Below are 23,040 nucleotides of genomic sequence, written 5' to 3'. Positions count from 1 at the left end.
CATGTCAGCCTAAGTTGTTGGAAAAAGTGACTAGAAATCTTTTGCGGAAAAGCCAGCACACATCGCAATTTTCAACGCATTGCTGCGCATCCATGTCCCGCTACTAAGAAACCCCTACAAGTCGCACTAAAGCCCAATCAAAGCTGTGCCTATACTTTATTATTAAATAATGTAACCGCTTACATTTTTAATATAACTATTCAAACAGCTCAGTTGGCCCATTAAGTAGGAGGCACTATGTCGAATAAGAAAGGACATTCATCAGACACGGACGCGCAACAAACGGAAGGCATTTACGACCTCTATAACAAACACCCAGAAACCGCAGACGAAAAGGTGTTTGGTCGAAAAAGCCACTCTGACAGACGTGGATTTCTAAAAGGCGCAGGCTTGGCCACCATGGCTGCCGTGCTTGGCGGCGCGATCCCTTTTCATCGCAATATGCCCGCAGGCATGGTTCCCGCCGCATTTGCGGAAGGGCTCGATGATGTCACCATTGCAGGGAAAGATGGCCTGATCGTGCTTAACGACAGACCATTAAACGCTGAAACGCCCCCTCACCTGCTTAATGACGATGTCACGCCAACAGCACGACATTTCATTCGTAACAACGGCATTCCTCCTACTGCTGTCGATGCTGACACGTGGACACTCACCATTGACGGTTTAGTCGATAAACCCATGACGCTAACCATCGAAGATCTCAAGAAGAACTTCGACGTGGTTGAGCAACAATTGGTCGTGGAATGTGGCGGTAATGGCCGCGCGTATTTTGAACCAAAAGCCAAAGGCAACCAATGGACCTTAGGGGCAGTGGCCTGTTCATCTTGGACAGGCGTGCGCTTGGCTGACGTGTTGAAAGCCGCTGGTGTGCAAGAAGGCGCGGTGTACACCGCCCACTACAGTGCGGATAAGCACCTTTCGGGCAAGGAAGGCAAACTGCCCATATCTCGTGGTGTGCCTATAGAGAAAGCCTTGGGCGGTGAAAACCTGATTGCCTTCGCACAAAATGGCGAAGCATTACACGACATGAACGGTGCACCGCTTCGTCTGGTTGTGCCAGGTTGGCCGGGTTCATGTTCACAGAAGTGGCTCACCAAAATCACGGTGCGAGATCAGGTGCATGATGGGCCAAAGATGACAGGCAAAGCCTATCGCGTGCCTAACCGCCCCGTTGCACCCGGAGAAAAAGTCGATAAAGACGATTTTGTGATCATCGAAAGAATGCCCGTGAAATCTCTGATCACCTCGCCGGAAACGAACAGTGAAGTCGCAGGTAAAGAAGTCCTGGTACGTGGCCATGCGTGGTCTGGGGATCGTAAAGTCTCCAAGGTTCAACTGTCGAACGATTTCGGCGCAACATGGATCGATGCCGATCTTTCCGATCCCGCGAATGACGGCGCATGGCAAACCTTTGAATCAAAAGTGACTTTCCCGCAAGCCGGTTATTACGAAGTGTGGGCAAAAGCCACCGATGACCAAGGCGTCAGCCAACCGTTCGCGATTGCATGGAACCCGAAAGGCTACCTCAACAACAGCTTTCACCGCATCGCACTTGTAGTGAAAGGGTAGGTGAAATGGCTTTGATGAAATCTACTATTGCGTCGTTATTCGGCGCTGCTTTCTTGTTTTCTTCCCTCGCTGCCAACGCTGCTGTTGATGCCTTGGTTGCTGCTGGGGAACAACAAGCTGCCGTGTGTAAAGCGTGTCACCAAGTAGAACCCAACGGTATCACGATTGTTGGCCCGCCTCTTTACGGAATAGCTGATCGAGAAATCGCCGCTTTTTCGGGTTTCAATTACAGTGAGGGGCTTTCCGCTAATCGTATTGAAGGTAAAACATGGGATGCGGAATCCCTTGATGCCTTTTTAACGTCACCCTCGGATTTCGCGCCAGGCACGAACATGGTGTATCCCGGTGTAAAAGATCCCGGTGCTCGCGCGGCTATCATTGCATGGCTCGCCACAAAAAATCCGACGCCGCCAAATTGGCAAAGCATCGACGACGTTGTTCCGGTGAAAGCCTTGGGGGAAGGCATTCTTAACTCGGATGAAAACATGGCATTGGTTGCGTCTACCTGTTCCGTGTGCCACTCATTACACCTTGTTGTGCAGCAGGGGCTCAGCCGTGATAGTTGGGACGAAACGTTGGAATGGATGGTTGATGAACAAGGCATGGATGAGCTAGACGATGAGGATCATGAGCGCGTCCTCGATTACCTCGTCACCTACTATGGCGAATAGCTGACGGGGAATAGCGAGATCTGAGTTTTGTTCTCAATTGTGGGCGGAGCAACTGCGCAAAACTGCACCGCTTCCCTTTCTAACAATCTGATATCTCTAGTAAGCTCTACGTCATACCCAATGACAATGTAATAGACTAATGACACGCATCCAATCGATACGACGCTGTGCAGTAACGGTCTCTTTATCCCTGACCGTTACTTCTTTCTGTACTTCAGCTAACTCCGAGCCTGATCTTGGTAGTACTCCTCTCGTTGGTGCCATTTATAACAGCAGTCAGCTGGTTTATTCTAATATCTACGAATCTATGAATATCAGTGCAGCCACCAGCCGTGACATCGCGCTGTTTATGGTTGGTGGTGTCGCGCTCGATGCATTGGTATTGACCTTACCTCTCGATGCGAGCGTTAAGGCCAGAGTCATTTCTCAGTTATCCAATCCGAAATACGCGATTCAGCTCGGGCACTTGCTCTATAGCTTTTACGATCGCTACACCGGCGAAGTGGTTAACCAAGACATCTTCAAACAGTATTTGCTGGACACTTTCACTGAGGCTGAACTCGCGCAATGGCAGCATTCATTGTTCTCACTCGACGGCAAAAAAGAGGTGTCCAAATCAAGCAGCCATGGCCCTAAAACCGAAGAAGAAGCCCTGCTGAATCGACAGTTCATCGCCGCACTTGTGACGCTTTATGATGCCCTTTTTGGCAAAGATAAACTGCTTTATGGCGATGACTTGCCCGATCAATATCAATACCTCACGAACAGCAAAGCAGACAGGGAAACGGTCGCCACCGTGCAGCAAGTACTGGTGAGCATGCTCACTAAGTACAGTGAAAGCCTTGAAGAAGGCGACATGAAAGCGGCCATTCTCAGCATTATTGATGACGCCAAACCTGAAAACCAGACCAAAAAGAACAATCGCGCCCAAGCCATTACCATCAGCTTGGTCGATTTTGTGCGATTAAATGTGTTGAAAGGCTATCGTCAATACCTGCTTGAAGGCGCGAAAGTTGACGCATTAAACGCGTGGATGCAAGACGCACTGAACGATGAGCCCAATGCATTACTTGCCTATTTAGCGCATCAAAACATACGTCCCTTTGCCGTTCAAATGACAGTTGATGGTCTGCAACAAGGCCTGATTCAAGGCTTGGTGAGCAAGCAACCTTCACCTTTCTTGCAGCAAGTGAAGCGCGATGAACAAAACATCGAAGGCTTTGCACCGAAAGGCGTCGAAATCACTCAGACAAACCACTTGCCAGATAACACTTTCTTGTTTGAGATTGCGGACACACCTTATACCGACCCACGCTACCTGCCTTTCTTCAGCAGACTTTATCAAGAAGGCGCGAAGGGCGTTGTGGAATATGGTGTGTCGACCACACCCACCATCAGCGTACGCAATTTGCCGATCATCAAAACCGGTGCAAACGTGACAGGCGACGGTGGCACGGGTATCCCGAATTTTCACTTTGTCGATCGCGAACAAGATCGCGCCTATTACTTCTTTGGTAACGACGCCATTCAGCTCGATCCACTATTTAGTGGTAACGGTGCAAAGACGCAATTTGAGCGGTTGGTTCCACTGGTCACGCTTAACTGCAATGCACAATATGATTGGTATGCGCAATCCAGTTACGACCCTCTGATTAACCTTGGCCTCGGGGAGGCGATACGTGATTTTGGTGAGCAGCGCTGCTTGAAAGATCTACGCAAGCGCGGCGAGATAGAAGTCTCCCTTCACTCGATGCGCGAAAGCTTAATAAAAGACATCCACGCCTATCAAGACATCACATGGTGGACGCCGCTAACGCGCTCGACCAAGCGATTAACCATAAAAGACAAGCTGGGAGATTACGCCAAGCTTTCTCAAAAAGGCCTACCTGACTTTGTGTTGGCCTATAACCCTTGGGCAGACCATTTCGCCCATTTCACGGGCCCCTTTGCAAATGAAATTCTCGCGCCAACGGGCGAGCTCAATCGTTTAGATTTTTGGCTCGGAGAAATGGAAACGGTTTACCGCAAAGCAGGCGTTTACGATCAGGTGCTTTGGGGCATAGCCGGCGATCATGGTTTGTCACCTATCTACCATATCGTTAGCCCAGAGAACGAAGTGTTTGAGGGCATCCAATCGGATTACGACATGTCTTTGCGTATTCGCAAGATTTCATCTGATGAAGGAGAAGGGCCTAAAATCACCCACACCTTCGATTACCCAAGTAATAAAGGGATTGATGTCATTGTGGCATCCACCGCGGGTGGTAACTACATGATGGATCTATTCAATAGCCAACGAGGCTGGGAAACACAGCCTCTCTATAGCGAACTCACTTTCTGGAAGCCTTTATCCGCGAAGAAGGATGATCCTGCGATAGACATGGTGCACGAAACCGTTTCACGCCTTGGCGATAGCTTGGATTACCTTGCGGTTCGCGAACAAGACTGCAGCTTATCCGCCTGTACGTTGCGTTTGGTCGCGGTGAAAGATGGCGTTCGACATGATGAATTTATTACTCGCAACGGCAACCGCACTTTGTATCACGCTAAAAACGGCCAAACACCTGTGCTGTTGAATCTTTATGAGACCAACCCTTACGCAGCAGCGTTGAGCGAAACAGAACAGCAGGAGAAATCTGCGTTAATTGACCAGTGCATGAACAAAGTAGACGCAACCAGTCCGCAGACCTGGTGTGATAAAAGCACATGGCAACAGCTAACAAGACTCACCCCTAGACCGGACAGCGTCAATCAGCTTGCCCACCTTTATGATGAAAGCCGAGCAGGCACCATCAACCTTTTCCCTGCACAAGGCGTTGGCTACAACACCAAGGTACCCGGACGTCATGCTGGAGAGCATTTTCATGAGAAAGATGCCTTCATTGGGTTTTGGGGGACACCTGTCACCAGTGATAAACGCATTCCTACCGCCGTCAACGGTTCGCTTGCACCAACGCTGTATGAATACCTGTCTGGTAAGCCAGTAGAAGTGGGAGAAGACAGTTGGGGATTTCCTTCTTTACTCCAACATCTCGAAAAATAGCGTTTTAGGGATACATCACCTCTTGCTGTAATAGAGCCACTCATCAAGAGTGGCTTTTCTTTAACCAACTCTCACCGATTCACTCATGACTTGTTAGCCTCGCTACCAAAAATGTATATACATTGTATACGCAAAGCATTACACGAAGTGATGACGATGAGCAGTAAAAAGAAAAGTGCGGAAAACAAGAAAGACAGCCAACTAATCATTCGTATCAACAGCAAGCAACGTGATGAATTCATTTCATTATGTGAAGATCTTGATACGTCATCCGCACGAGAGATTCGAAGATTCATCAAACAGTTTATTAATGAAAACGGGTCTAAGACCCACTCGGAATAAACTTAGCGGAGTATGTTGTACCGGTGAGTTTCTCTAATCAGCCACTAAAGGAGAATCAGCATGGCTAAGACTAAAAAAGAACTGAAAAAATCATTGAAGAAAGCAAAAGCAAAAGTAAAACAGATCAAGAAAGCGATCAAAAAAGCGTAATTCTTCGCGCTTAAATCGTTCATCAAGATCGATACAAAACCGATGTGATGTTGTTGATTTAACAACTTCACATCGGTTTTTTCTTTATTAATTCTGGGCTAAAGAGGGACACCAAACTCATCGGTCGCAATTAATACCTGATCATCTGGGTTATCTTCAACTTCGTCGGCAATCCAAGCACTCATACACGTTCGGTCAAGTACGCAAGGGTCCGTCAATGCATTGAGAAATGCTTCAAGTTGCCCGCGTTCAGTGCCATTAAAGTTGACGTTATTGAGCTCCGACGTCCCATTGTCTTGCTCATCTTCCAATTTTGAAATGGCATCTAACGTGTGCGAGCGCGCATCAGGATACAGGCTATTGCAGTTACTCACGTTTTCAAATTGCGCTAAATCACATAGCCGATCATTGTTAAAATAGTTATTCACGGTATTTCTCGGGTTGTCATAGTGGCGCAAGACCCGATCTAAGCTGCCATAAGCCCCTGCATGTCCATAAGGTGCAGTTGCCGCTATATTGAGTAAAGATGGGGTGCGGAAACGATGACGGTCATTGGAATCGCCTGAAATCAGCTCGCGCCCAAAGTCATCATCGTCAGCGGTATTGTTCCCAGGACCTATTTGTGGAAAGCCAACAGTGTGATGTAAACCATCGCTGAAAAGGCTGCCACTATGGCAATTCACGCACCCCGCGCCACCTTGTGCTGCATCGGTAAAAAATAACAATGCAACTTCAACCTGCTGAATAGTTAATGCATCGGTCTCGCCATCAAGGTAATTTTGCCAAGGAGAATTCACAAGCACCATCGACCTTTGATATTCAGCGAGCGCTTTCGCAATGTTTTCATAGGTAATCAGTGCGTTGCATCATCTGAGCTACTAAACCCCGTTTGGAATGCAGCAAGCCACTGGTTTGTCGCCAACTCCCCCGCACCGGCACCATAGTCACCAACACGCGCTGCAAGATGGCTTCGAATGGTGTCATTACTTGACCCATTTTCGAACGTTGTATCTTTCATTTCCTCATCGGATGTCACCGGAAATCGCGCCTGTGCCATCACCAAATTATCACCCGCATTGGTATCAGCAGCCCCAAACCCAGTGTCGGGTGTGCTAATGGTCGAACCCGCACCATTTCCCCTGCCTCTTTGCCTGCGCTCTCGACGCGTGAATCCCAGAACAAGCCGGTGTCCCACAATGCTATGTTAAAAATGGTTGGGCTGTTTCTTGGCACATCGGCAAATCATCCACATCCACGCGTCCTTCGCCCAACACTTCTGGTTGCGCTGCATTCACGCCGACAGGAAGACTTAGATCGTCTGCACCTCCCAACATAGGGTGATGGCAACTGGCGCAGCCAACATCTTGATCACCACTCAAGCTTTTGCTGAAAAACAACTTTCGACCCAGTGACCCCGTGCGATCGGTATACAGTGTAGGCTACAAATTTGTGCTGTGAACATGCACCTAAAACGTTCCGCTGCTCATGTTCCTGTTTCACGATGCACGTTGCACATTACCTGCAAGAACAAGCCATCTTTTGTGGAGTATGCATTTGCTCCCACATGTAAATATTTGGCGAAAATGACTCAAAACTGCGAGAGTTATGGCCAATTAATTTCAGTCTCCGACATTTACACTGCCCAGTAAAATTTACAAACATTCGTCAATTATCCGTTACAGGCAGCATTTAAGTATGCCAATTTCATTTTTCCTTCCCGTAATTCAGTGACATTCCTATTGATTTGCTAGTCTTTATGTGTCGGCATGCATTACTACTTTGCTTATTATAGAGAAAAGTAGAGCCTTATTATTTGCTTTGTCATTATGGTATTCGCGATAAGGAATAGAATATGAAATTGACTTTCCGACTTGTTACACTTCTGTCCGCATTCATCACTATTCCTGCTTTTGCACAAGAAGGGATGGTTCAGATTCAAAGCCAGTATAGTGTTCCAGTCACAACAGAACGTTTGATCGTCGCAGCAAAAGCACGCGGGCTTAAAGTCATTGGGCGAGTCGATCATGCTGAAGGCGCACAGAAAGCTGGATTAGCACTTCGCCCTACTGAATTGGTCATATTCGGAAACCCAAAAGTTGGTACGCCAATTATGGAATGTAACCAGTCAGCAGGTATTGATTTACCGCAAAAAGCACTAATTTGGGAAGATGAGAAAGGGAAAGTTTGGCTTGGCTACAACAGCCCAGACTATATTGCACAACGTCACCGTATCAAAGATTGCGGCTTGTCTGTGAAAAAAGTAGAAAAAGCATTGGTCTCTCTGGCTAAGCTAGCCACACAGCCTTCACCTTAGTTATTCTGATTTAGCTTTTGACATCTAACAACGGCTATCAAAAAAGTTAATGGTACATAAACAAAAAACAACAAAAAACCCGCAGGCTTTCGCATGCGGGTTTTTTAGTATTACTGACTTAGTAAGAATTACTTCTTAGCGTTAAGCGCTTTAACGTCAGCAATAACTTTTTCAGCAACGTTCGCAGGACAAGGTGCGTAATGTGCAAATTCCATAGAGAATTGGCCGCGACCTGAAGTCATTGTACGTAGGGTACCGATGTAACCAAACATTTCTGACAATGGTACGTCCGCTTTAACACGAACACCCGTTACGCCAGCCATTTGGTCTTTGATCATGCCACGACGACGGTTAAGGTCACCGATTACATCACCAACATGGTCATCTGGAGTGAACACGTCTACAGCCATGATTGGCTCTAGAAGTTGAGCACCAGCTTTAGGCATAGATTGACGGAATGCACCTTTCGCTGCGATTTCAAATGCTACTGCAGATGAATCGACTGCGTGGAAGCCACCGTCAAGTAGCTCGATTTCAACATCAAGTACAGGGAAACCAGCAAGAACACCAGTATCCATCATGCCTTTGAAGCCTTTCTCGATTGCAGGCCAGAATTCTTTAGGAACGTTACCGCCCACTACAGAAGACTTGAACGAGAAACCTGAACCAACTTCGCCTGGCTTCATGATGTAGTCGATCTTACCGAACTGACCAGAACCACCAGACTGTTTCTTATGCGTGTAGCTATCTTCAACAGCTTTAGTGATAGTTTCACGGTAAGCAACTTGTGGTTGACCAACAGTTAGGTCTACGCCGTAAGTACGCTTCAAGATATCAACTTTGATGTCTAGGTGAAGTTCGCCCATACCTTTCAGGATGGTTTCACCAGTTTCTTCATCAGTTTCAACTTGGAACGTTGGATCTTCTGCAACCATTTTACCGATTGCAATACCCATTTTCTCAGAACCGCCTTTGTCTTTAGGAGCAACTGCGATTGAGATTACTGGCACTGGGAAGATCATTGGCTCAAGCGTAACTTGGTGCTTAGGATCACACAGAGTGTGACCAGTCTGCACGTTTTTCATACCAACGATAGCGATGATATCACCAGCTTGAGCGCTAGTTAGTTCGTTACGGTCATCTGCTTGCATCTCAACCATACGGCCAACACGCTCAGTTTTACCAGTAAACGAGTTAAGGATGGTGTCACCCTTGTTCAGTTTACCTGAGTAAATACGTACGAATGTTAGTGCACCAAAGCGGTCATCCATGATTTTGAATGCCAGCGCTTTGAAGGTTTCGTCAGCAGAAACAATAGCGTGCTCGCCATTTTCTTCGCCGTTTTCGTCCATCAGTGGTTGTGGATCAACTTCAGTCGGAGAAGGAAGGTAATCAACAACAGCATCAAGAATAAGTTGCATACCTTTGTTCTTGAAAGCAGAACCACAGTAAGCTGGGAAGAAGTCCATTGTGCGAGTACCCTTACGGATACATGATTTAAGCTGCTCAATAGATGGCTCTTCGCCTTCCATGTATGCTTCCATCAGGTCGTCGTCTTGCTCAACAGCAGTTTCGACTAGCATCTCACGGTATTCTTCTACTTGATCAAGCATGTTCTCAGGAACATCTGTGATCTCGTAGTTTTCAGGAAGACCTGAGTCATCCCAAACGTATGCTTTACGAGTCAGAAGGTCTACAACACCGCAGAATTCGTCTTCGATACCGATTGGCAGAACCATAACCAATGGGTTAGCAGCTAGCACGTCTTTAGTTTGCTTAACAACTCGGAAGAAGTCTGCACCCATACGGTCTAGTTTGTTAACGAAGATGATACGTGCAACTTCTGATTCGTTCGCGTAGCGCCAGTTAGTTTCTGACTGAGGCTCAACACCACCAGAACCACAGAAAACACCGATACCACCATCAAGTACTTTCAGTGAGCGATAAACTTCTACAGTGAAGTCAACGTGTCCCGGAGTATCGATAACGTTAAAACGGTGGTCTTTCCAGAAACAGCTAACTGCTGCTGACTGGATGGTAATACCACGCTCAGCTTCCTGTTCCATAAAGTCGGTAGTAGATTCACCATCGTGAACCTCACCAGTTTTGTGGATTTGACCGGTAAGCTTAAGGATACGCTCGGTAGTAGTGGTTTTACCCGCATCAACGTGCGCGAAAATACCAATGTTTCTGTATTTACTTAGATCTGTCATTGTTCGTCTCTATAAACAATTACTGGCTTATATAAGGGCGGAGATTATAGCAGGCGTTGTCGCGTAAAGAAACATGTTGTACACAGCGAGATAATTTAAGTTTATGTTGCTGTATTTCTAACCACATTTCAGACCCAATCACGTTTATCTCCGGCGTTCTTTTCTGCTTGCGTGTTTATGCAAGTGGCATTGTCCCCAATCCTGATTCCATTAGAAGTGACGACTTTGTTTGTGGATACAGATTGGCTTTTTTTCAACCATGCGCACCGAGTTACTCAAACTTTGCATAACCTCTTCGCAAAATCGAGAGGAATCACTCAGTTTCGGTTCAACAAATCCTTATAGTCAGTGCACTTTTTTGCGCCAGTCGGTGCTCGGTTTTGCGTCTAAGGAATTTGTATGTCTCCCGCCCGTATTTCATCGTTAGAGATGGGACGCCTATTGGCAATTCTTGCCGTGATCATTATCCATGCTGGGCCTTTGCGTGGTGACGCCTACAGCCAAAACATCAATATACTCTCTGATGTCATCAATCAACTGTCTCGTTTTGCGGTTCCTTTCTTCTTTTTGCTGACGGGGTATTTTACCCAGCCCAAACTGACTCAGGCTCCGTCTAAGACATTCTCACATTATGCCAAGCCTCTGGTGGCTATCTGGTTAGCGTGGAGTGCTATCTATTTGTTAATCCCTTTTCGTTTCGATGTGGCGATGACAGAAGGCTATCTAGCTGCTCGTACTGGATACTGGAACTTTCTATTAGACTCGCCCCTGAACACGTTATTTGAAGGTGGCATGGTTCATCTTTGGTACATTCCAGGGTTACTTTGCGCCCTTGGCATCATTGCATTACTCATCAGATTCAAGCAGCAATCCTTAATGGTGCCATTGGCCCTCGGTCTCTATATGTGGGGCCTAGGTGCAGGAAGCTATCAACCCATCATGGAAGGTGAGGCGCCAATTTTCACCCGCAATGGTCCCTTCTTTAGCTTGCTGATGGTTGTCGCGGGCTTCGAATTACGTCGTCGAAACATAACATTCTCGACAAAGGTATCAGTAGCAATGTTCTTGGGTGGGTTGTCATTATGTTTGGCAGAAGGGGCATTGCTCAGTCAATACGATATTTGGATGGCAACACATGACTTCTTGCTAGGTACGCCAATCATGGCCATTGGTATTTTTAGTCTGCTACTCAATCACCCAACGTGGGGTAATTCACCCGTGACGTTTGCTTTGAGTCAGCGTGTACTCGGCGTTTATGTGGCGCACTTTGTTGTGATGATTGTATTGTTTAACGTCTTTGGCGCCTTTGCCATCGAAGGTCCAGCTAAAGATGTCTTGCTCGCACCTCTGACTGTTTTACTCTCGTTTGGATTGGTTTTCTTGTTGGAAAAACTGCCTTTTACGCGCTTTCTGGTTCAAATGGAAAGCAGTAAACCTCGCTTAACCCCACGCAGCGAAACGGCATAATTCATTAGATTCCAGTCACTCAAAGATAAAAAGTCCGGAGAGTCCGGACTTTTTTTACCGATGATCATCCGCGGGCGTATCCTGAAGCAGACTATCGATTTTCTTCAAAAAGCTGTCCTTGAGATGAGCCTGGTCATACTTAAGATCATAAATGTTGTGAAATCCAATATGCAATTCAACACCATTGCCCTTCAAATACACGTTATATCCATCATAGTCAGTTGATGCTTCAACCCCTTGATAGCGTTTACCAAATTCAGTCGCTTCGCCTTTTTCCATAATCACTTCGAACGCTGCCAACAACTTGGCAATGTTGAGTTCATTTTTCATGACTCACCTCTTATTGCTTACATTTGGAATAAACAAACCCCTTTCAGCATTTCGGTAGCAAAGAGCATGTCAGTGTTCATGAGTATGATTTTCAATACACAAGTGTGCAAAACAAGGACCACCGAAGAGTGATCGGTAACGCTACGCCATGTGATTAAGTATACAAGTGTTGCGTGACTATCTGGCTTGGTCATCTCACACAAAAATATGCTGGTATGTCCTACAGGAGCCGATGCATGAGTCAGGTCAATCAATGTCTATTCCACCTTTCCTTCTTTTATCACCCCTTTCATTCTCAAATCAAACGCATCGCTACTAAGACACGGTCAACCAATTAATAATTAAAGATAAATTTTGGCCCTGCCGCGTGATTACGTTCACAGATGTGAGATCGCTTATTGGTTATTTCTTCCGCTTTAGATCATAGCTATTTCACTGACTTGTAAAAAAAACGTAACAAGATATTCGTACCGTTCGAAGCAGACGTGCCAAGTTGGCTCCGAACAGCAAGGATGATGCCTACGCTGTCCCCCATCAAAAGGAACGAAAGATGAATAGCTTAAAACTCACTGTTGCGCTTGCAGCAGGAACATTGCTCTCTGCGCAAGCTGTCAATGCTGAAACCCTTCGCCTGTTGACGTGGGGGGGGTATGCACCGCAAGAAGTGATTGACCAGTTCGAGAAAGAAACGGGTATTGAAGTCAAAGTCACCAAATCAAACAATGAAGATATGATTTCTAAACTGCGCGCAACGCGCGGCTCAGGCTTTGATCTCGTTCAACCAAGTCAGGACCGTATTACCGGCGCACAACGTGATTTTGGTATCTATCAGCCTATCGATATGAGCAAGGTCGACACGGCACTGTTGATTCCTTCCATGGTAGACGCCACCAAGAAAAACACGGCCCTAGATGGTGAGGTTTATGGTGTACCACACATTTGGGGTACCAGCGGCTTGGTCATAAACACCAAAGACGCAGGCATGATCAAAGATTACACCGATCTGTGTAATAAACTGTACGAAGGCAAAGTGTCTTATCGCCTCAAGCGACCAACCTTAATAGGCTTCGCATTTGCCATGGGAGAAGACCCGTTTGCCGCCTACAGCGACCCTGCTAAATACAAAGCCATTTTGGACAAAGTAGAAGCGAAGCTGGTCGAGTGCAAACCCAACGTGAAAGCGTATTGGTCAGGCGGTGATGAGCTGCTCAACCTTGTGCGTTCTGGTGAAGTGGTTGGTGCAATGGCGTGGGATGCAGGTGGATGGAAAGTAAACAGAGACAATGCTGACATCAATTTTGTCGCCCCTGCTTCTGGTGCGCTAGGCTGGATTGATACCTTCGCGATTCCAAGAAAATCCAAAGCGGTTGATGCAGCTTACCAGTGGATTAACTTCGTTAACCAGCCTGAGGTTGCCGCCAAAATCACTGAGTCAGCAGGCAACTTTACCGCGTCTAAAGGTGCAGATAATTTTGTCAACGACACTGCAAAATCGCAGTTCCAAACCAGTTTCCCGCAAGCGGACATTGATAACATCAAGTGGTATCCAACCGTGCCTGCTGGTTTAGAAGAAATGGAAGGCTTGGTGCTCGATCGCGTGAAAGCAGCAAACTAAGCTCGTTAGTCTCCCATCACGGCCGGTGATCCGCACAGGCCGTTTCTATCACACTCTTTATCGCATGTTTTTGGTCGTTTTTGTTGACCCATATTGTGACCTAGTCTGAACCAATTGGCGGTACTTTCATGACAGAACACCCTATCCCGGATCTCGAATGCCGGGCATTGACCAAAGCCTTCGCCGATTTCATGGCCGTGGACAACATTGATTTCACCGTGCCTAACGGCAGCTTCTTCTCCATTCTCGGCCCATCAGGTTGCGGAAAAACCACCCTGCTAAGAATGCTTGCTGGGTTTGAGCAAGCCAGTCATGGCGACATCTTTATTAAAGGGAAACGAGTAAACGATATCAGCCCGAATCGACGCCCCGTCAATATGGTGTTTCAGCATTTGGCCCTTTTCCCCACCATGACCGTGGCTGAAAACATTGGCTATGGGCTTCGCCGTCGCAAAACACCGTCGCATGAAATTAAAAAGAAAATCGATGAAGTGCTCGCGCGCGTGGGACTTTCTGGCAGTGGCCCAAAGCAGATTTCACAGCTTTCTGGCGGTCAAAAACAGCGTATAGCCATCGCGCGGTGTCTGGTATTAAACCCTGACGTGCTTTTGCTTGATGAACCTCTCGGCGCGTTGGATTTAAAACTGCGCGAACAAATGAAAGTGGAACTGAAACACTTACAACAAGAATTTGGTACCACCTTTGTTTACATCACCCACGACCAATCAGAAGCCTTGGTCATGTCCGACCAAGTCGCCGTAATGAACAACGGCCAGTTTGAACAACTCGGCACACCGCAAGACCTTTACTATTCACCTTCCACCGCATTTGTCGCCAAATTTGTCGGCGAAAATAATCAACGCACGGGCACCGTCACTGCCATCAATGGCAACGTGGTTACCTTGAAAGGCGAAGGCGGTGACATTATGCAGGCCAATGCGGGAAGCCCTCTTTCAATTGGTCAACGCTCTGATGTGTTTGTGCGTCCAGAAGCGATCAGCATTGCTTTTCCAGACGCCAAGCCTGCGACTGCCGACAACGGGTTTGATGTCGCGGTGAAAGAGATCCTGTTTGACGGTTCTCGCAGCCAATTGGTGGTCGATTGCCCACAGCACCAAACGCAATTTTCCGTTCAATTACCGCAAACCGAAGCGTTTCGTCATGTACGTCCTGGCGACGCACTGTTTGTGCATTGGCAGTCGCAGTTTTCTCGCTGCCTACCCTCACAGAAATAGGACTCCACCATGATTGAGCGAGGTAACCGACTTGCCCTGTTTCTGCTGCTGACGCCCTTTCTACTTTGGCTGACACTGCTGATCATCTTGCCTCATATGCAGATGTTTTCTATTTCCATTCACGACCGCGCGGTCGGTGGCGCGAAGGTACTGAGTATCGAAAACTACGCCACGTTTTTCAGTGAGCCTCTTTACTGGCGTACCTTTATGCGTACCGCTGTGATGTCGCTGCTGGCGACCGTACTCACCTTAGTGATCGCCTTTCCAGTCGCCTTTTATATTGCCAAGGTGTGCCAAGGAAAAGCTAAAAGCTTGCTGTTTGTTGCCTGTTTACTGCCGTTTTGGGTCAGTGAATTGGTGCGATCTTACGGCTGGATGATCTTGTTACGCGAGTCAGGGTTAGTGAGCGGTTTACTGCAAACCCTTGGCCTTGCTGATCAACCCGTTGAGCTACTTTACAACGATGTGACCATCATGGTGGGGTTGGTCTACACCTCCATGTTGTTTATGGTCGTGCCCCTAGTCACCACACTAGACAGCCTTGATAACAGTCTTATTGAAGCGGCCTATGATTTGGGCGGAAGCAGTTGGGATGTAATGCGAGAAGTCGTGATACCCCATGCCATGAGCGGCATTGTGGCTGGGTGTATTGTGGTCTTCATGCTGACCTTGGGTAATTACCTCACCCCAACGCTACTCGGAGGTAAAGACAGCCTGTGGTTTACCGAGCAAATATTCACCCAGTTCATTACTCGCTTCAACTGGGAACAGGGGTCTGCATTTGGCATTTTGCTGCTGGGCATGTCATCGCTGATGGTGTGGGGTGGTTTGAAGCTGACTCGACAATCCTTCGTTAAGACAATGGGGTAACAACATGATCCCTTCATTGCCTACCAATAAACGTTTCGCCCGTGCTTATCAGGGATACATTGCCCTTTTCTTCCTTTTTCTGATGCTGCCATTAGTCGTGGTTGCCGTGTTCTCATTTAACGACAGTTTGTTCCCTTCCCTGCCGTGGAACGGGTTCACCATGGATTGGTTTACAGGTACGTCCGAACCTAAAGTTGGCATTTTTCATGACCGAGAACTCACGGACGGCATTGGCGTCAGCTTGTTTGTTGCCATCGCTGTCACCCTGTGTTCACTGACCTTCGCCACCACAAACGCATTCCTTTTTGAACGGTTTGAATTTCGCTTCAAAGGGTTCTGCTACGTGCTGCTTTTATTGCCGTTGGTAATTCCTGGCGTGATTCTAGGCGTGTCGATTCTGCTGATGAGCAGCACCATCGCCAATGGCATTGAAGACAGCATAGGCTGGGACATTGAGTGGATGCGACCGGGACTGGTGCTCGTGGTACTGGGTCAGTTTGCCTTTATCACCACCATTTGTACCTTGGTGATTGCGGCAAGACTGCGCAAATTTGATATGAGCTTAGAAGAGGCTGCACTGAATCTCGGTGCCACGAAAACAGAAGCCGTGTTTACCATCACCTTGCCATTTTTGCGTCCTGCATTGATTGGCGCAGGGATCATTGCGTTTTTAATGTCGTTTGAGAACTTCAATACGACACTGATGCTAGTCGGCTCTGACGCGCCGCTGACCATTGCCATGTTTGATCGCCTGCGAGAAGGTTCAACACCCGTCATTAACGCCGTCTCTTTACTGCTCATGGTCGCATCCGCCATGTTGGCGCTCGCCAGTATCTGGGTATCATCCAGAGGCGATCAAACCAACACCTAGCTAACAACCAACAAGAAGGGGTCGGGAGCAACCCGCTCTCGGGAGCCCCTTCGAACGCCCGTAATCGACAGCTTAAAAGCCTGAACCTGGTTGCTTCAAAAACTCGATTTCTTCTGGAGTCGACTCACGACCCAGTATCATATTGCGGTGCGGATACCGGCCAAAACGGTCGATAATCACTTTATGTTTCAGCTCAAACTCATAACTCGTTTTCTCTTCCAAGCTATCAAAGAGCTGTACCGATTCTTTATGAACTTCCAATGACTCACTGTGCATGAACGGCATGTACAGAAAAGGACGTTCAACTTCCGTCAATTCTCTATCGAGACCCAGACTTAAGGCTTCTTGTGCTAGCGCTAATGCCATCGGATCTTGCGCGAATGACAATGGTGTGTCGCGATACACATTACGTGAAAACTGATCCAACACGATAATCTCTGCCAAACGCCCCTTCGCTGTGTCACGCCAATCAACAAGTTCACATCGTGCTGCCCTTTCTAACACAGGCAAAAAACGATGCTCAATCTCTTTATCTATGTCAGCATTTTTCACGAACCAATCTTTAGGCGTTAGCTCTTCAAACCAAAACGTAAGAACACGATTAAACATGTCATTCTCCTTTACCCTGATTCCGATAACTTAACGGGTTTCGTCACTGATTATGAGACAATTTTTGGGATTATTGACAGTCATCTCCGCCAAGCAAACTTCATCTCAATACCCTTTTCAATCAACAGGTATAGAACGCGTCGACGAAGCACAAATACGAGTCTGTGATATTTAACGGAAAGTATAGATTGGTGAATCCGGTCTAACGACTCATCAGCTGCAACAAAATGGAAAAAGGAAACCTCATGGACGTCATGGCAAGTTGGGCAACCCACCTTTTGGAAATCAGTGCCGCTCTCTTTATCTTCCTGCTGGGCTGCTTGTTTCTCTGCATCATTTACCTCTACATCCGTGATGTCACTCAAACAAAGCAGGCAATACGACGTAACTATCCTGTCGTAGGACGCTTTCGATATTGGTTCGAACATATGGGGGAGTTTTTTCGCCAATATTTCTTCGCACAAGACCGCGATGAACTCCCTTTTAACCGGGCTCAGCGCAGCTGGGTGTATCGAGCCGCCAAAAACATCGACAGCACTGTCGCGTTTGGGTCAACACGCCCATTGAATCAGCCCGGCGATGTCATCTTTCTTAATTGCCCATTTCCGACACTGTCTGAAGATGCAGTGCCTGCCAGTGCTGTCACTATTGGTGAAGGGGTTGCACGAGTCCCTTACACCACTTCAAGCATTTTCAACATCTCCGGCATGAGTTTTGGCGCACTCAGTGTGCCAGCCGTGCTTTCCTTGTCCAAAGGTGCCAAAAAAGCGGGTGTCTGGATGAACACTGGCGAAGGCGGTTTGTCACCGTATCACCTTGAGGGAGGTGCAGATATTGTGTTCCAAATTGGCACGGCTAAATATGGAGTGCGTGATGAAAACGGTGAACTGAGCGACGAAAAGCTCAAAGCCATTGCGTCTCATCAACAAGTACGCATGTTTGAAATCAAAATGAGTCAAGGCGCTAAACCGGGCAAAGGCGGGATCCTACCCGGCAATAAAGTCAGCGCTGAAATAGCAGCCATTCGAGGTATTCCCGAAGGAGAGGATTCTATTAGCCCGAATGGGCACAAAGACATCCGTTGCGTTGATGACTTGCTGGATATGATAGATAGAATCCGCCAAGTCACAGGAAAACCTGTTGGCTTCAAAATAGTACTCGGCGCTTATGGCTGGCTTGACGAGTTAATGCTGGCTATTCACAGCCGTGGTATCTCATCTGCGCCAGACTTTATTACCCTTGATTCCGCGGATGGAGGGACAGGTGCCGCGCCGCAGTCGCTGATGGACTTTATGGGCTTACCGATTAAGCGTAGTTTGCCCATGCTTGTTGACAAACTTGAGAGTCATGGGCTCAAACAACGCGTGAAAGTGATTGTTTCGGGCAAATTGGTGAACCCAGCGGAAGTCGCATGGGCAATGTGTATAGGGGCAGATTTTATCACGTCGGCGCGTGGCTTTATGTTCTCACTCGGTTGTATTCAGGCGTTGCAATGCAACAAAAACACCTGCCCAACAGGCATCACTACCCATGACCCAAAGTTACATAAAGGTCTGGTGGTCAGCGACAAAGCCGAGCGTGTTGCACACTACGCAACAAACCTGATGTACGAAGTGGGTGTGATTGCCCACGCCTGCGGTGTCACCGAGCCTAGAAAACTAAAACGCTTTCACGCCCAACTCATCAACGATCGAGGGTTGCCACAGTCGCTGGATGAATTGCATCCATCCGCTTAAAGAAAAGAAGCGCTATCTAGCGCTTCTCTTTTCCCGCTTTCGAGGTCACTTTTCTCACCGATCGGGGCTTGGTGGTTCGCCGTTTATTTTGATTCAAATAGACAGGGAGTTCCGCCAAAGAATCCACCACAATATCCGGCGCTGATTTGCGAATATCAATTCCATAATTATAGCCGTGGCTAACACAAACAACAGAGCAATGAGCAGCTCTGGAGGCATTCACATCATTCACACTCCCACCAACGAGTAAGAGTTGCTCTGGTTTGAGTTGCAGCAAGAGCGCCGCTTCCAACAAGCCATCAGCAGAAGGTTTAGGCTCTTGTAATGCGTCTCGACCTAACACCAGTGAAAAGTGACTACGAATACCTAACACCGTCAGAATCTCATTAGCTTGTGCGGTGGCTTGGTTCGTAACAACCGCCATGGGGATTTTTCGTCGCCTCAGCTGGTGAAGACAAGCTTCAACGCCCTCGAACAAGGCCGCACCCTCATGATTACGGCGCTGGTAGGCTTTCATAAAAAGTGCACTGCCGATACGAAACACCGGGTCAGGCACGATTCCATCAATCTTTCGAGAAAGAATACGGTGGACCAACTTATCTGAACCATCTCCAATCCAGTCGCGAACATGCTCAGGCCTCAAGCTCGGTAAGCGCAAGTCGGACAACATTTCCTCTGCAGCGTGGCAAATGTCGTTTGCAGTATCCACCAAGATACCATCTAACTCAAAAACAACGGCTTTTACCTGTGTTGCTGACAACATAGGTCACTCCAAATGTGATGATTAGTATGAGAGTAACGTTCGCCAGTGCCACTGTTAGGCGTTCGCTGCTTGGGTTAGCCCTTTCTGGTTGAAGACATCGAGGTGTTATTGAATGCACAGCTATTGGGTTAACAAGGACGTTGTGACTGCGAAACATGAGAGCAGCAGTTAGGTGAAATAACGTCGTCTTTCTAATTTAGCAGAGTCGTAGAAAAAGCTAGGAGCATCGCTTTACCGCATGATATCTATCTCGTTGATCTTTGCCTAAGCCTAAAAAATACACACATTAATACACTGATTTAAATGACGAAATTTTTATAACAATATTTTCACCCCTCTCTCTTAGAACATCTTAACGAAGAGAGAGAAGTCGACATAAAAGAATCATTCCGACGTATCGAAGAAGTAATAAAATTTCGAACTGGGGCAAAGGTAATCATAAATATGTTGGGGAACAGATTTTGGTTTAATAACCTGTTTTACAGTCAATTCCGTATCATTCAACTGTAATAACGTTGCTTGGTCACGAGGGATCATCGGGTCATAGATAACCACATTCGGTTTTAGCAGTGTCTCCGCGCTGTTAGATAGAACCATCCCCACGCTTTGATCAGACAAAACCACTATCGTACCCGGCGGATAGATGCCGATCATTTTCACAAACTGCTCAAGCAAATCTGGCCTGAACTTTGATTTCATTGTTTTATAAAGTAATGAAACCGCAGAACTTGGCTGATAGGCTTTTCCACTACGCTGAGGTTGGCAGAGATCATCATACATATTGGAAAGGGAAACAATCTGGGACATTTCATCTAGCTCATCACCTTTAAGCCCGATAGGAAAGCCGCTACCGTCATAGTACTCATGATGATTTTGAATTATGTTACGCGTATTCAGCGAGACCGACGAATAGTGCTCCACCATTTTTGCCCCTTTTATGGGGTGCTGTTCTTTTTGCATATCAGCGCCAACACTCACCACTTTTCCATCGGCACTGAAAGGCTGGCTAAGGTCTATCATACCGATATCATGCAGCATGCCCCCCATTAGCAACTCTGTGGTCTGCTCTTTGCTGAAACCTTTTTGCTTTGCCATCATCGCACAAAAAATAGATACATTTAGGGTGTGGAAAAAATGATCATCACCGGTCAACGGTTTATCAATTAAATGCAACGTCAACGGTCCTGAGCTCGCGATCTCAGCCAGTGAAGCAGAGAGATCTTTAATTTCACCGCAGGACCTCTGAGGGTTACGTCTAAATTCCTCAATCCCTTTGCGAAGTAGCAGCATGCTTTGTTTATATTTATTTTCGCATTCGGCTTGTCTCGTGCGTAATACACTCATTTCATTGATTTGTTGCTGTTTTTTCTTGTGCAATTCAACGGATAGCTCTAGCACACTCTCTTTGCTTGGCTCTGGTTCGGCATCTTTGTTTTCCATGATCTCCAAAGCCAACTTCGGTGTAGAAGAGCTTTTCTCAGGGAAGTAGAGGAGAAAATCAACGGGCAGCCTTTTTATCAGTGCCACTTCTTCAACAGTCTGAATTTCAAACGTACTGCGTAGAAATGGATGCTCATGCCACCGTAAAGGCAGCTTAATATATAAACCTTTCCTCAATTGATGTTTTGTAATTCTTTGACCTTTCATCAATGCCCCAACAGTTTATCTCACCTTTAAGATAGACGTGTTCAGTAAAAACCTCATTGTCATAACGCTCCTTTCTGTCGCTTTGTAAAAAAACCAACATTAATCAATCGAAAGCAGTCACATTTATTAGTGACCTTTGCTTGTCATGATTTCTCTTTCGAGTAAACTGACCGACTTTTTTGACGCAGGAGAGTTTTCATGTTTATCGGCTTCGACTACGGAACCGCAAACTGTTCTGTGGCTGTTATTGAGAATGGCGTACCGCGCCTCCTTCCTCTGGAAGGCGACAGCCCTTTCATCCCCTCGACCCTTTGTGCGCCGACGCGAGAAGCAGTGAGCGAGTATCTTTGGCGTCATTTTTCAATCAAACCCAACGATCCGGTCGGTGAGCAACTATTGCGCCGTGCCGTGGCTTTTAATCGTGAAGAAGGGATTGATATCGAACCGGGTGATCTACGTTTTGGTCGCTCAGCGTTAGCGACCTATTTAGAAGATCCTGAAGAGGTTTACTACGTTAAGTCTCCAAAGTCTTTTCTAGGAGCAACGGGGTTGCGCGATGTGCAAGTCAGTTTCTTTGAAGATCTGGTGTGCGCAATGATGGCTAACATCAAGCAACAAGCAGAAGCCAATCTACAGGATGACATTTTGCAGGCTGTGATTGGCCGCCCAGTGAACTTTCAAGGAAGCGGCGGTGAAAAAGCCAACCAACAGGCAGAATCAATTCTTACTGCCGCCGCCAAACGCGCCGGATTTAAAGACGTGCTATTCCAATTTGAACCCGTTGCCGCAGGTTTGGAATATGAAAGCACACTGAGACAAGACAGCACTGTTTTAGTGGTCGATATTGGTGGTGGCACCACAGACTGTAGCTTGATTCAGATGGGTCCAAGCTGGAGGAACCAAGAAGATCGCCACGCTTCGTTGCTGGGACACTCGGGGTGTCGTGTCGGTGGGAACGACCTTGATATTCATTTGGCATTTGATCAACTCATGCCGCTGTTTGGCAAAGGTTCAACCCTGCAACGCGGTATTGATATGCCCGTGACACAGTTTTGGAACCCCATAGCAATCAACAATGTTGTCGCTCAGTCCGATTTCTATGCCTCTGCCAATCGCAAAGTACTAGAACAACTCATGCGTGATGCCAGCGAACCTGAAAAGATCGCACGTTTGATTAACGTGCATAGAGAAACGTTGGGTTATCAAATTGTTCGTGGCGCAGAAGAAGCGAAGATTTTGCTTTCAGAGCAACATACCACGCAAGTGACGCTACCCATGGTTGGTGAGCAACTGAATGTTGATATCAACACGGAACAGTTAGCAGATGCGATAGTGAAACCCGTGACTAAGATTACCGAATTGGTGACCGAGGCATTGGCGCAAGCACAAATCAAGCCTGATGCCATTTTCATGACGGGTGGTAGTGCGCGATCTCCGATTTTGCGTGCGTTGCTTGAAACAACGTTACCGGGTGTACCTATCGTCGCTGGTGACTATTTTGGTTCTGTAACATCAGGTCTTGCCCGCCACGCTGCTGCGCGATTTGCGTAAACAAAGACAATGTCAGAAAGGCATAAAGAAATCCACCTACC

19 protein-coding genes are annotated in these 23,040 nt (G+C 47.1%); 11 read left to right on the top strand and 8 right to left on the bottom strand.

Annotated elements, in window-relative coordinates; all coding sequences use genetic code 11:
- Positions 1-237: 237 nt before the first annotated feature.
- From AC3CIC_RS21990 to AC3CIC_RS21980, 3 genes are all read left to right on the top strand, one after another.
- The gene (locus tag AC3CIC_RS21990) at positions 238-1,572 is read left to right on the top strand and encodes a molybdopterin-dependent oxidoreductase (RefSeq protein WP_488516245.1); all 1,335 of its coding nucleotides are present in this window, start codon (positions 238-240) and stop codon (positions 1,570-1,572) included.
- 14 nt (positions 1,573-1,586) lie between these two features.
- Entirely contained in the window at positions 1,587-2,243 is a 657-nt protein-coding gene (locus AC3CIC_RS21985; RefSeq protein WP_488516244.1) for a c-type cytochrome, read from the top strand.
- A 307-nt stretch (positions 2,244-2,550) separates the two neighbouring features.
- Positions 2,551-5,286 (top strand): alkaline phosphatase family protein, encoded by a 2,736-nt coding sequence (locus AC3CIC_RS21980; RefSeq protein WP_488516860.1) that lies wholly within the window; start codon positions 2,551-2,553, stop codon positions 5,284-5,286.
- Positions 5,287-5,876: 590 nt separating this feature from the next.
- Here the strand turns inward: AC3CIC_RS21980 and AC3CIC_RS21975 are convergent.
- Genes AC3CIC_RS21975 through AC3CIC_RS21965 form a run of 3 tightly spaced genes read right to left on the bottom strand, consistent with a single transcriptional unit; the run spans position 5,877 to position 7,187 of the window.
- A complete protein-coding gene (locus AC3CIC_RS21975) occupies positions 5,877-6,575 on the bottom strand; it encodes a cytochrome-c peroxidase (protein WP_488516243.1) in 699 nt (232 codons plus the stop codon).
- Between the two features lie 56 nt (positions 6,576-6,631).
- Entirely contained in the window at positions 6,632-6,973 is a 342-nt protein-coding gene (locus AC3CIC_RS21970; RefSeq protein ID WP_488516242.1) for a hypothetical protein, read from the bottom strand.
- A 4-nt stretch (positions 6,974-6,977) separates the two neighbouring features.
- A complete protein-coding gene (locus AC3CIC_RS21965) occupies positions 6,978-7,187 on the bottom strand; it encodes a cytochrome c peroxidase (protein ID WP_488516859.1) in 210 nt (69 codons plus the stop codon).
- A 443-nt stretch (positions 7,188-7,630) separates the two neighbouring features.
- Here AC3CIC_RS21965 and AC3CIC_RS21960 point away from each other — a divergent pair, with 443 nt between their 5' ends.
- Positions 7,631-8,092, top strand: coding sequence for a DUF302 domain-containing protein (locus tag AC3CIC_RS21960; protein WP_488516241.1), 462 nt, complete (start codon positions 7,631-7,633; stop codon positions 8,090-8,092).
- A gap of 128 nt (positions 8,093-8,220) precedes the next feature.
- On the opposite strand, the gene fusA is transcribed toward AC3CIC_RS21960, so the two are convergent.
- Positions 8,221-10,305: an elongation factor G gene (fusA, locus tag AC3CIC_RS21955; RefSeq protein ID WP_394209308.1), complete on the bottom strand. Its 2,085-nt coding sequence runs from the start codon at positions 10,303-10,305 to the stop codon at positions 8,221-8,223.
- A gap of 399 nt (positions 10,306-10,704) precedes the next feature.
- On the opposite strand from fusA, the gene AC3CIC_RS21950 reads away from it, so the two are divergent.
- Positions 10,705-11,772: an acyltransferase gene (locus AC3CIC_RS21950; protein ID WP_488516240.1), complete on the top strand. Its 1,068-nt coding sequence runs from the start codon at positions 10,705-10,707 to the stop codon at positions 11,770-11,772.
- A 54-nt stretch (positions 11,773-11,826) separates the two neighbouring features.
- On the opposite strand, the gene AC3CIC_RS21945 is transcribed toward AC3CIC_RS21950, so the two are convergent.
- The gene (locus tag AC3CIC_RS21945; RefSeq protein ID WP_488516239.1) at positions 11,827-12,102 is read right to left on the bottom strand and encodes a DUF3081 family protein; all 276 of its coding nucleotides are present in this window, start codon (positions 12,100-12,102) and stop codon (positions 11,827-11,829) included.
- A gap of 550 nt (positions 12,103-12,652) precedes the next feature.
- Between AC3CIC_RS21945 and AC3CIC_RS21940 the strand changes: the two genes are divergently transcribed.
- The 4 genes from AC3CIC_RS21940 to AC3CIC_RS21925 all read left to right on the top strand — a co-directional run bounded on the left by AC3CIC_RS21940 (position 12,653) and on the right by AC3CIC_RS21925 (position 16,693).
- Complete coding sequence (locus AC3CIC_RS21940) at positions 12,653-13,717, top strand: extracellular solute-binding protein (RefSeq protein ID WP_488516238.1); 1,065 nt, start codon at positions 12,653-12,655, stop codon at positions 13,715-13,717.
- A gap of 128 nt (positions 13,718-13,845) precedes the next feature.
- Positions 13,846-14,952 (top strand): ABC transporter ATP-binding protein, encoded by a 1,107-nt coding sequence (locus tag AC3CIC_RS21935; protein ID WP_488516237.1) that lies wholly within the window; start codon positions 13,846-13,848, stop codon positions 14,950-14,952.
- A gap of 9 nt (positions 14,953-14,961) precedes the next feature.
- On the top strand, positions 14,962-15,822 hold the full coding sequence (locus tag AC3CIC_RS21930) for an ABC transporter permease (protein WP_488516236.1): 861 nt from the start codon (positions 14,962-14,964) through the stop codon (positions 15,820-15,822).
- A 4-nt stretch (positions 15,823-15,826) separates the two neighbouring features.
- On the top strand, positions 15,827-16,693 hold the full coding sequence (locus AC3CIC_RS21925) for an ABC transporter permease (RefSeq protein ID WP_488516235.1): 867 nt from the start codon (positions 15,827-15,829) through the stop codon (positions 16,691-16,693).
- Between the two features lie 72 nt (positions 16,694-16,765).
- Here the strand turns inward: AC3CIC_RS21925 and AC3CIC_RS21920 are convergent, their stop codons facing one another.
- Positions 16,766-17,302: a DUF924 family protein gene (locus AC3CIC_RS21920; protein ID WP_488516234.1), complete on the bottom strand. Its 537-nt coding sequence runs from the start codon at positions 17,300-17,302 to the stop codon at positions 16,766-16,768.
- A gap of 245 nt (positions 17,303-17,547) precedes the next feature.
- Here AC3CIC_RS21920 and AC3CIC_RS21915 point away from each other — a divergent pair, with 245 nt between their 5' ends.
- Complete coding sequence (locus tag AC3CIC_RS21915; RefSeq protein ID WP_488516233.1) at positions 17,548-19,038, top strand: FMN-binding glutamate synthase family protein; 1,491 nt, start codon at positions 17,548-17,550, stop codon at positions 19,036-19,038.
- Positions 19,039-19,054: 16 nt separating this feature from the next.
- Here AC3CIC_RS21915 and AC3CIC_RS21910 read toward each other — a convergent pair whose 3' ends face one another.
- Both AC3CIC_RS21910 and AC3CIC_RS21905 read right to left on the bottom strand, forming a co-directional pair.
- On the bottom strand, positions 19,055-19,801 hold the full coding sequence (locus tag AC3CIC_RS21910; RefSeq protein ID WP_488516232.1) for an HAD hydrolase-like protein: 747 nt from the start codon (positions 19,799-19,801) through the stop codon (positions 19,055-19,057).
- Between the two features lie 384 nt (positions 19,802-20,185).
- On the bottom strand, positions 20,186-21,448 hold the full coding sequence (locus tag AC3CIC_RS21905; protein ID WP_488516231.1) for a cyclic di-GMP phosphodiesterase: 1,263 nt from the start codon (positions 21,446-21,448) through the stop codon (positions 20,186-20,188).
- Between the two features lie 198 nt (positions 21,449-21,646).
- On the opposite strand from AC3CIC_RS21905, the gene yegD reads away from it, so the two are divergent.
- A complete protein-coding gene (yegD, locus tag AC3CIC_RS21900; RefSeq protein ID WP_488516230.1) occupies positions 21,647-22,999 on the top strand; it encodes a molecular chaperone in 1,353 nt (450 codons plus the stop codon).
- Positions 23,000-23,040 lie beyond the last annotated feature (41 nt).

The sequence above is a fragment of the Enterovibrio sp. QJM3NY_24 genome (genome assembly GCF_057786035.1).
The sequence above is the reverse complement of the archived record's forward strand: the minus strand, read 5'-3'. Positions and strand labels throughout refer to the sequence as shown.

What these genes read in the sequence shown, in the direction of transcription:
- AC3CIC_RS21935 (WP_488516237.1), top strand. Translation starts at nt 13,846, where the DNA reads ATGACAGAACACCCTATCCCGGATCTCGAATGCCGGGCATTGACCAAA.
- AC3CIC_RS21940 (WP_488516238.1), top strand. Translation starts at nt 12,653, where the DNA reads ATGAATAGCTTAAAACTCACTGTTGCGCTTGCAGCAGGAACATTGCTC.
- AC3CIC_RS21960 (WP_488516241.1), top strand. Translation starts at nt 7,631, where the DNA reads ATGAAATTGACTTTCCGACTTGTTACACTTCTGTCCGCATTCATCACT.
- AC3CIC_RS21980 (WP_488516860.1), top strand. Translation starts at nt 2,551, where the DNA reads ATGAATATCAGTGCAGCCACCAGCCGTGACATCGCGCTGTTTATGGTT.
- AC3CIC_RS21945 (WP_488516239.1), bottom strand. Translation starts at nt 12,102, where the DNA reads ATGAAAAATGAACTCAACATTGCCAAGTTGTTGGCAGCGTTCGAAGTG.
- AC3CIC_RS21915 (WP_488516233.1), top strand. Translation starts at nt 17,548, where the DNA reads ATGGACGTCATGGCAAGTTGGGCAACCCACCTTTTGGAAATCAGTGCC.
- fusA (WP_394209308.1), bottom strand. Translation starts at nt 10,305, where the DNA reads ATGACAGATCTAAGTAAATACAGAAACATTGGTATTTTCGCGCACGTT.
- AC3CIC_RS21920 (WP_488516234.1), bottom strand. Translation starts at nt 17,302, where the DNA reads ATGTTTAATCGTGTTCTTACGTTTTGGTTTGAAGAGCTAACGCCTAAA.
- AC3CIC_RS21905 (WP_488516231.1), bottom strand. Translation starts at nt 21,448, where the DNA reads ATGAAAGGTCAAAGAATTACAAAACATCAATTGAGGAAAGGTTTATAT.
- AC3CIC_RS21925 (WP_488516235.1), top strand. Translation starts at nt 15,827, where the DNA reads ATGATCCCTTCATTGCCTACCAATAAACGTTTCGCCCGTGCTTATCAG.
- yegD (WP_488516230.1), top strand. Translation starts at nt 21,647, where the DNA reads ATGTTTATCGGCTTCGACTACGGAACCGCAAACTGTTCTGTGGCTGTT.
- AC3CIC_RS21930 (WP_488516236.1), top strand. Translation starts at nt 14,962, where the DNA reads ATGATTGAGCGAGGTAACCGACTTGCCCTGTTTCTGCTGCTGACGCCC.
- AC3CIC_RS21950 (WP_488516240.1), top strand. Translation starts at nt 10,705, where the DNA reads ATGTCTCCCGCCCGTATTTCATCGTTAGAGATGGGACGCCTATTGGCA.
- AC3CIC_RS21910 (WP_488516232.1), bottom strand. Translation starts at nt 19,801, where the DNA reads ATGTTGTCAGCAACACAGGTAAAAGCCGTTGTTTTTGAGTTAGATGGT.
- AC3CIC_RS21990 (WP_488516245.1), top strand. Translation starts at nt 238, where the DNA reads ATGTCGAATAAGAAAGGACATTCATCAGACACGGACGCGCAACAAACG.
- AC3CIC_RS21985 (WP_488516244.1), top strand. Translation starts at nt 1,587, where the DNA reads ATGAAATCTACTATTGCGTCGTTATTCGGCGCTGCTTTCTTGTTTTCT.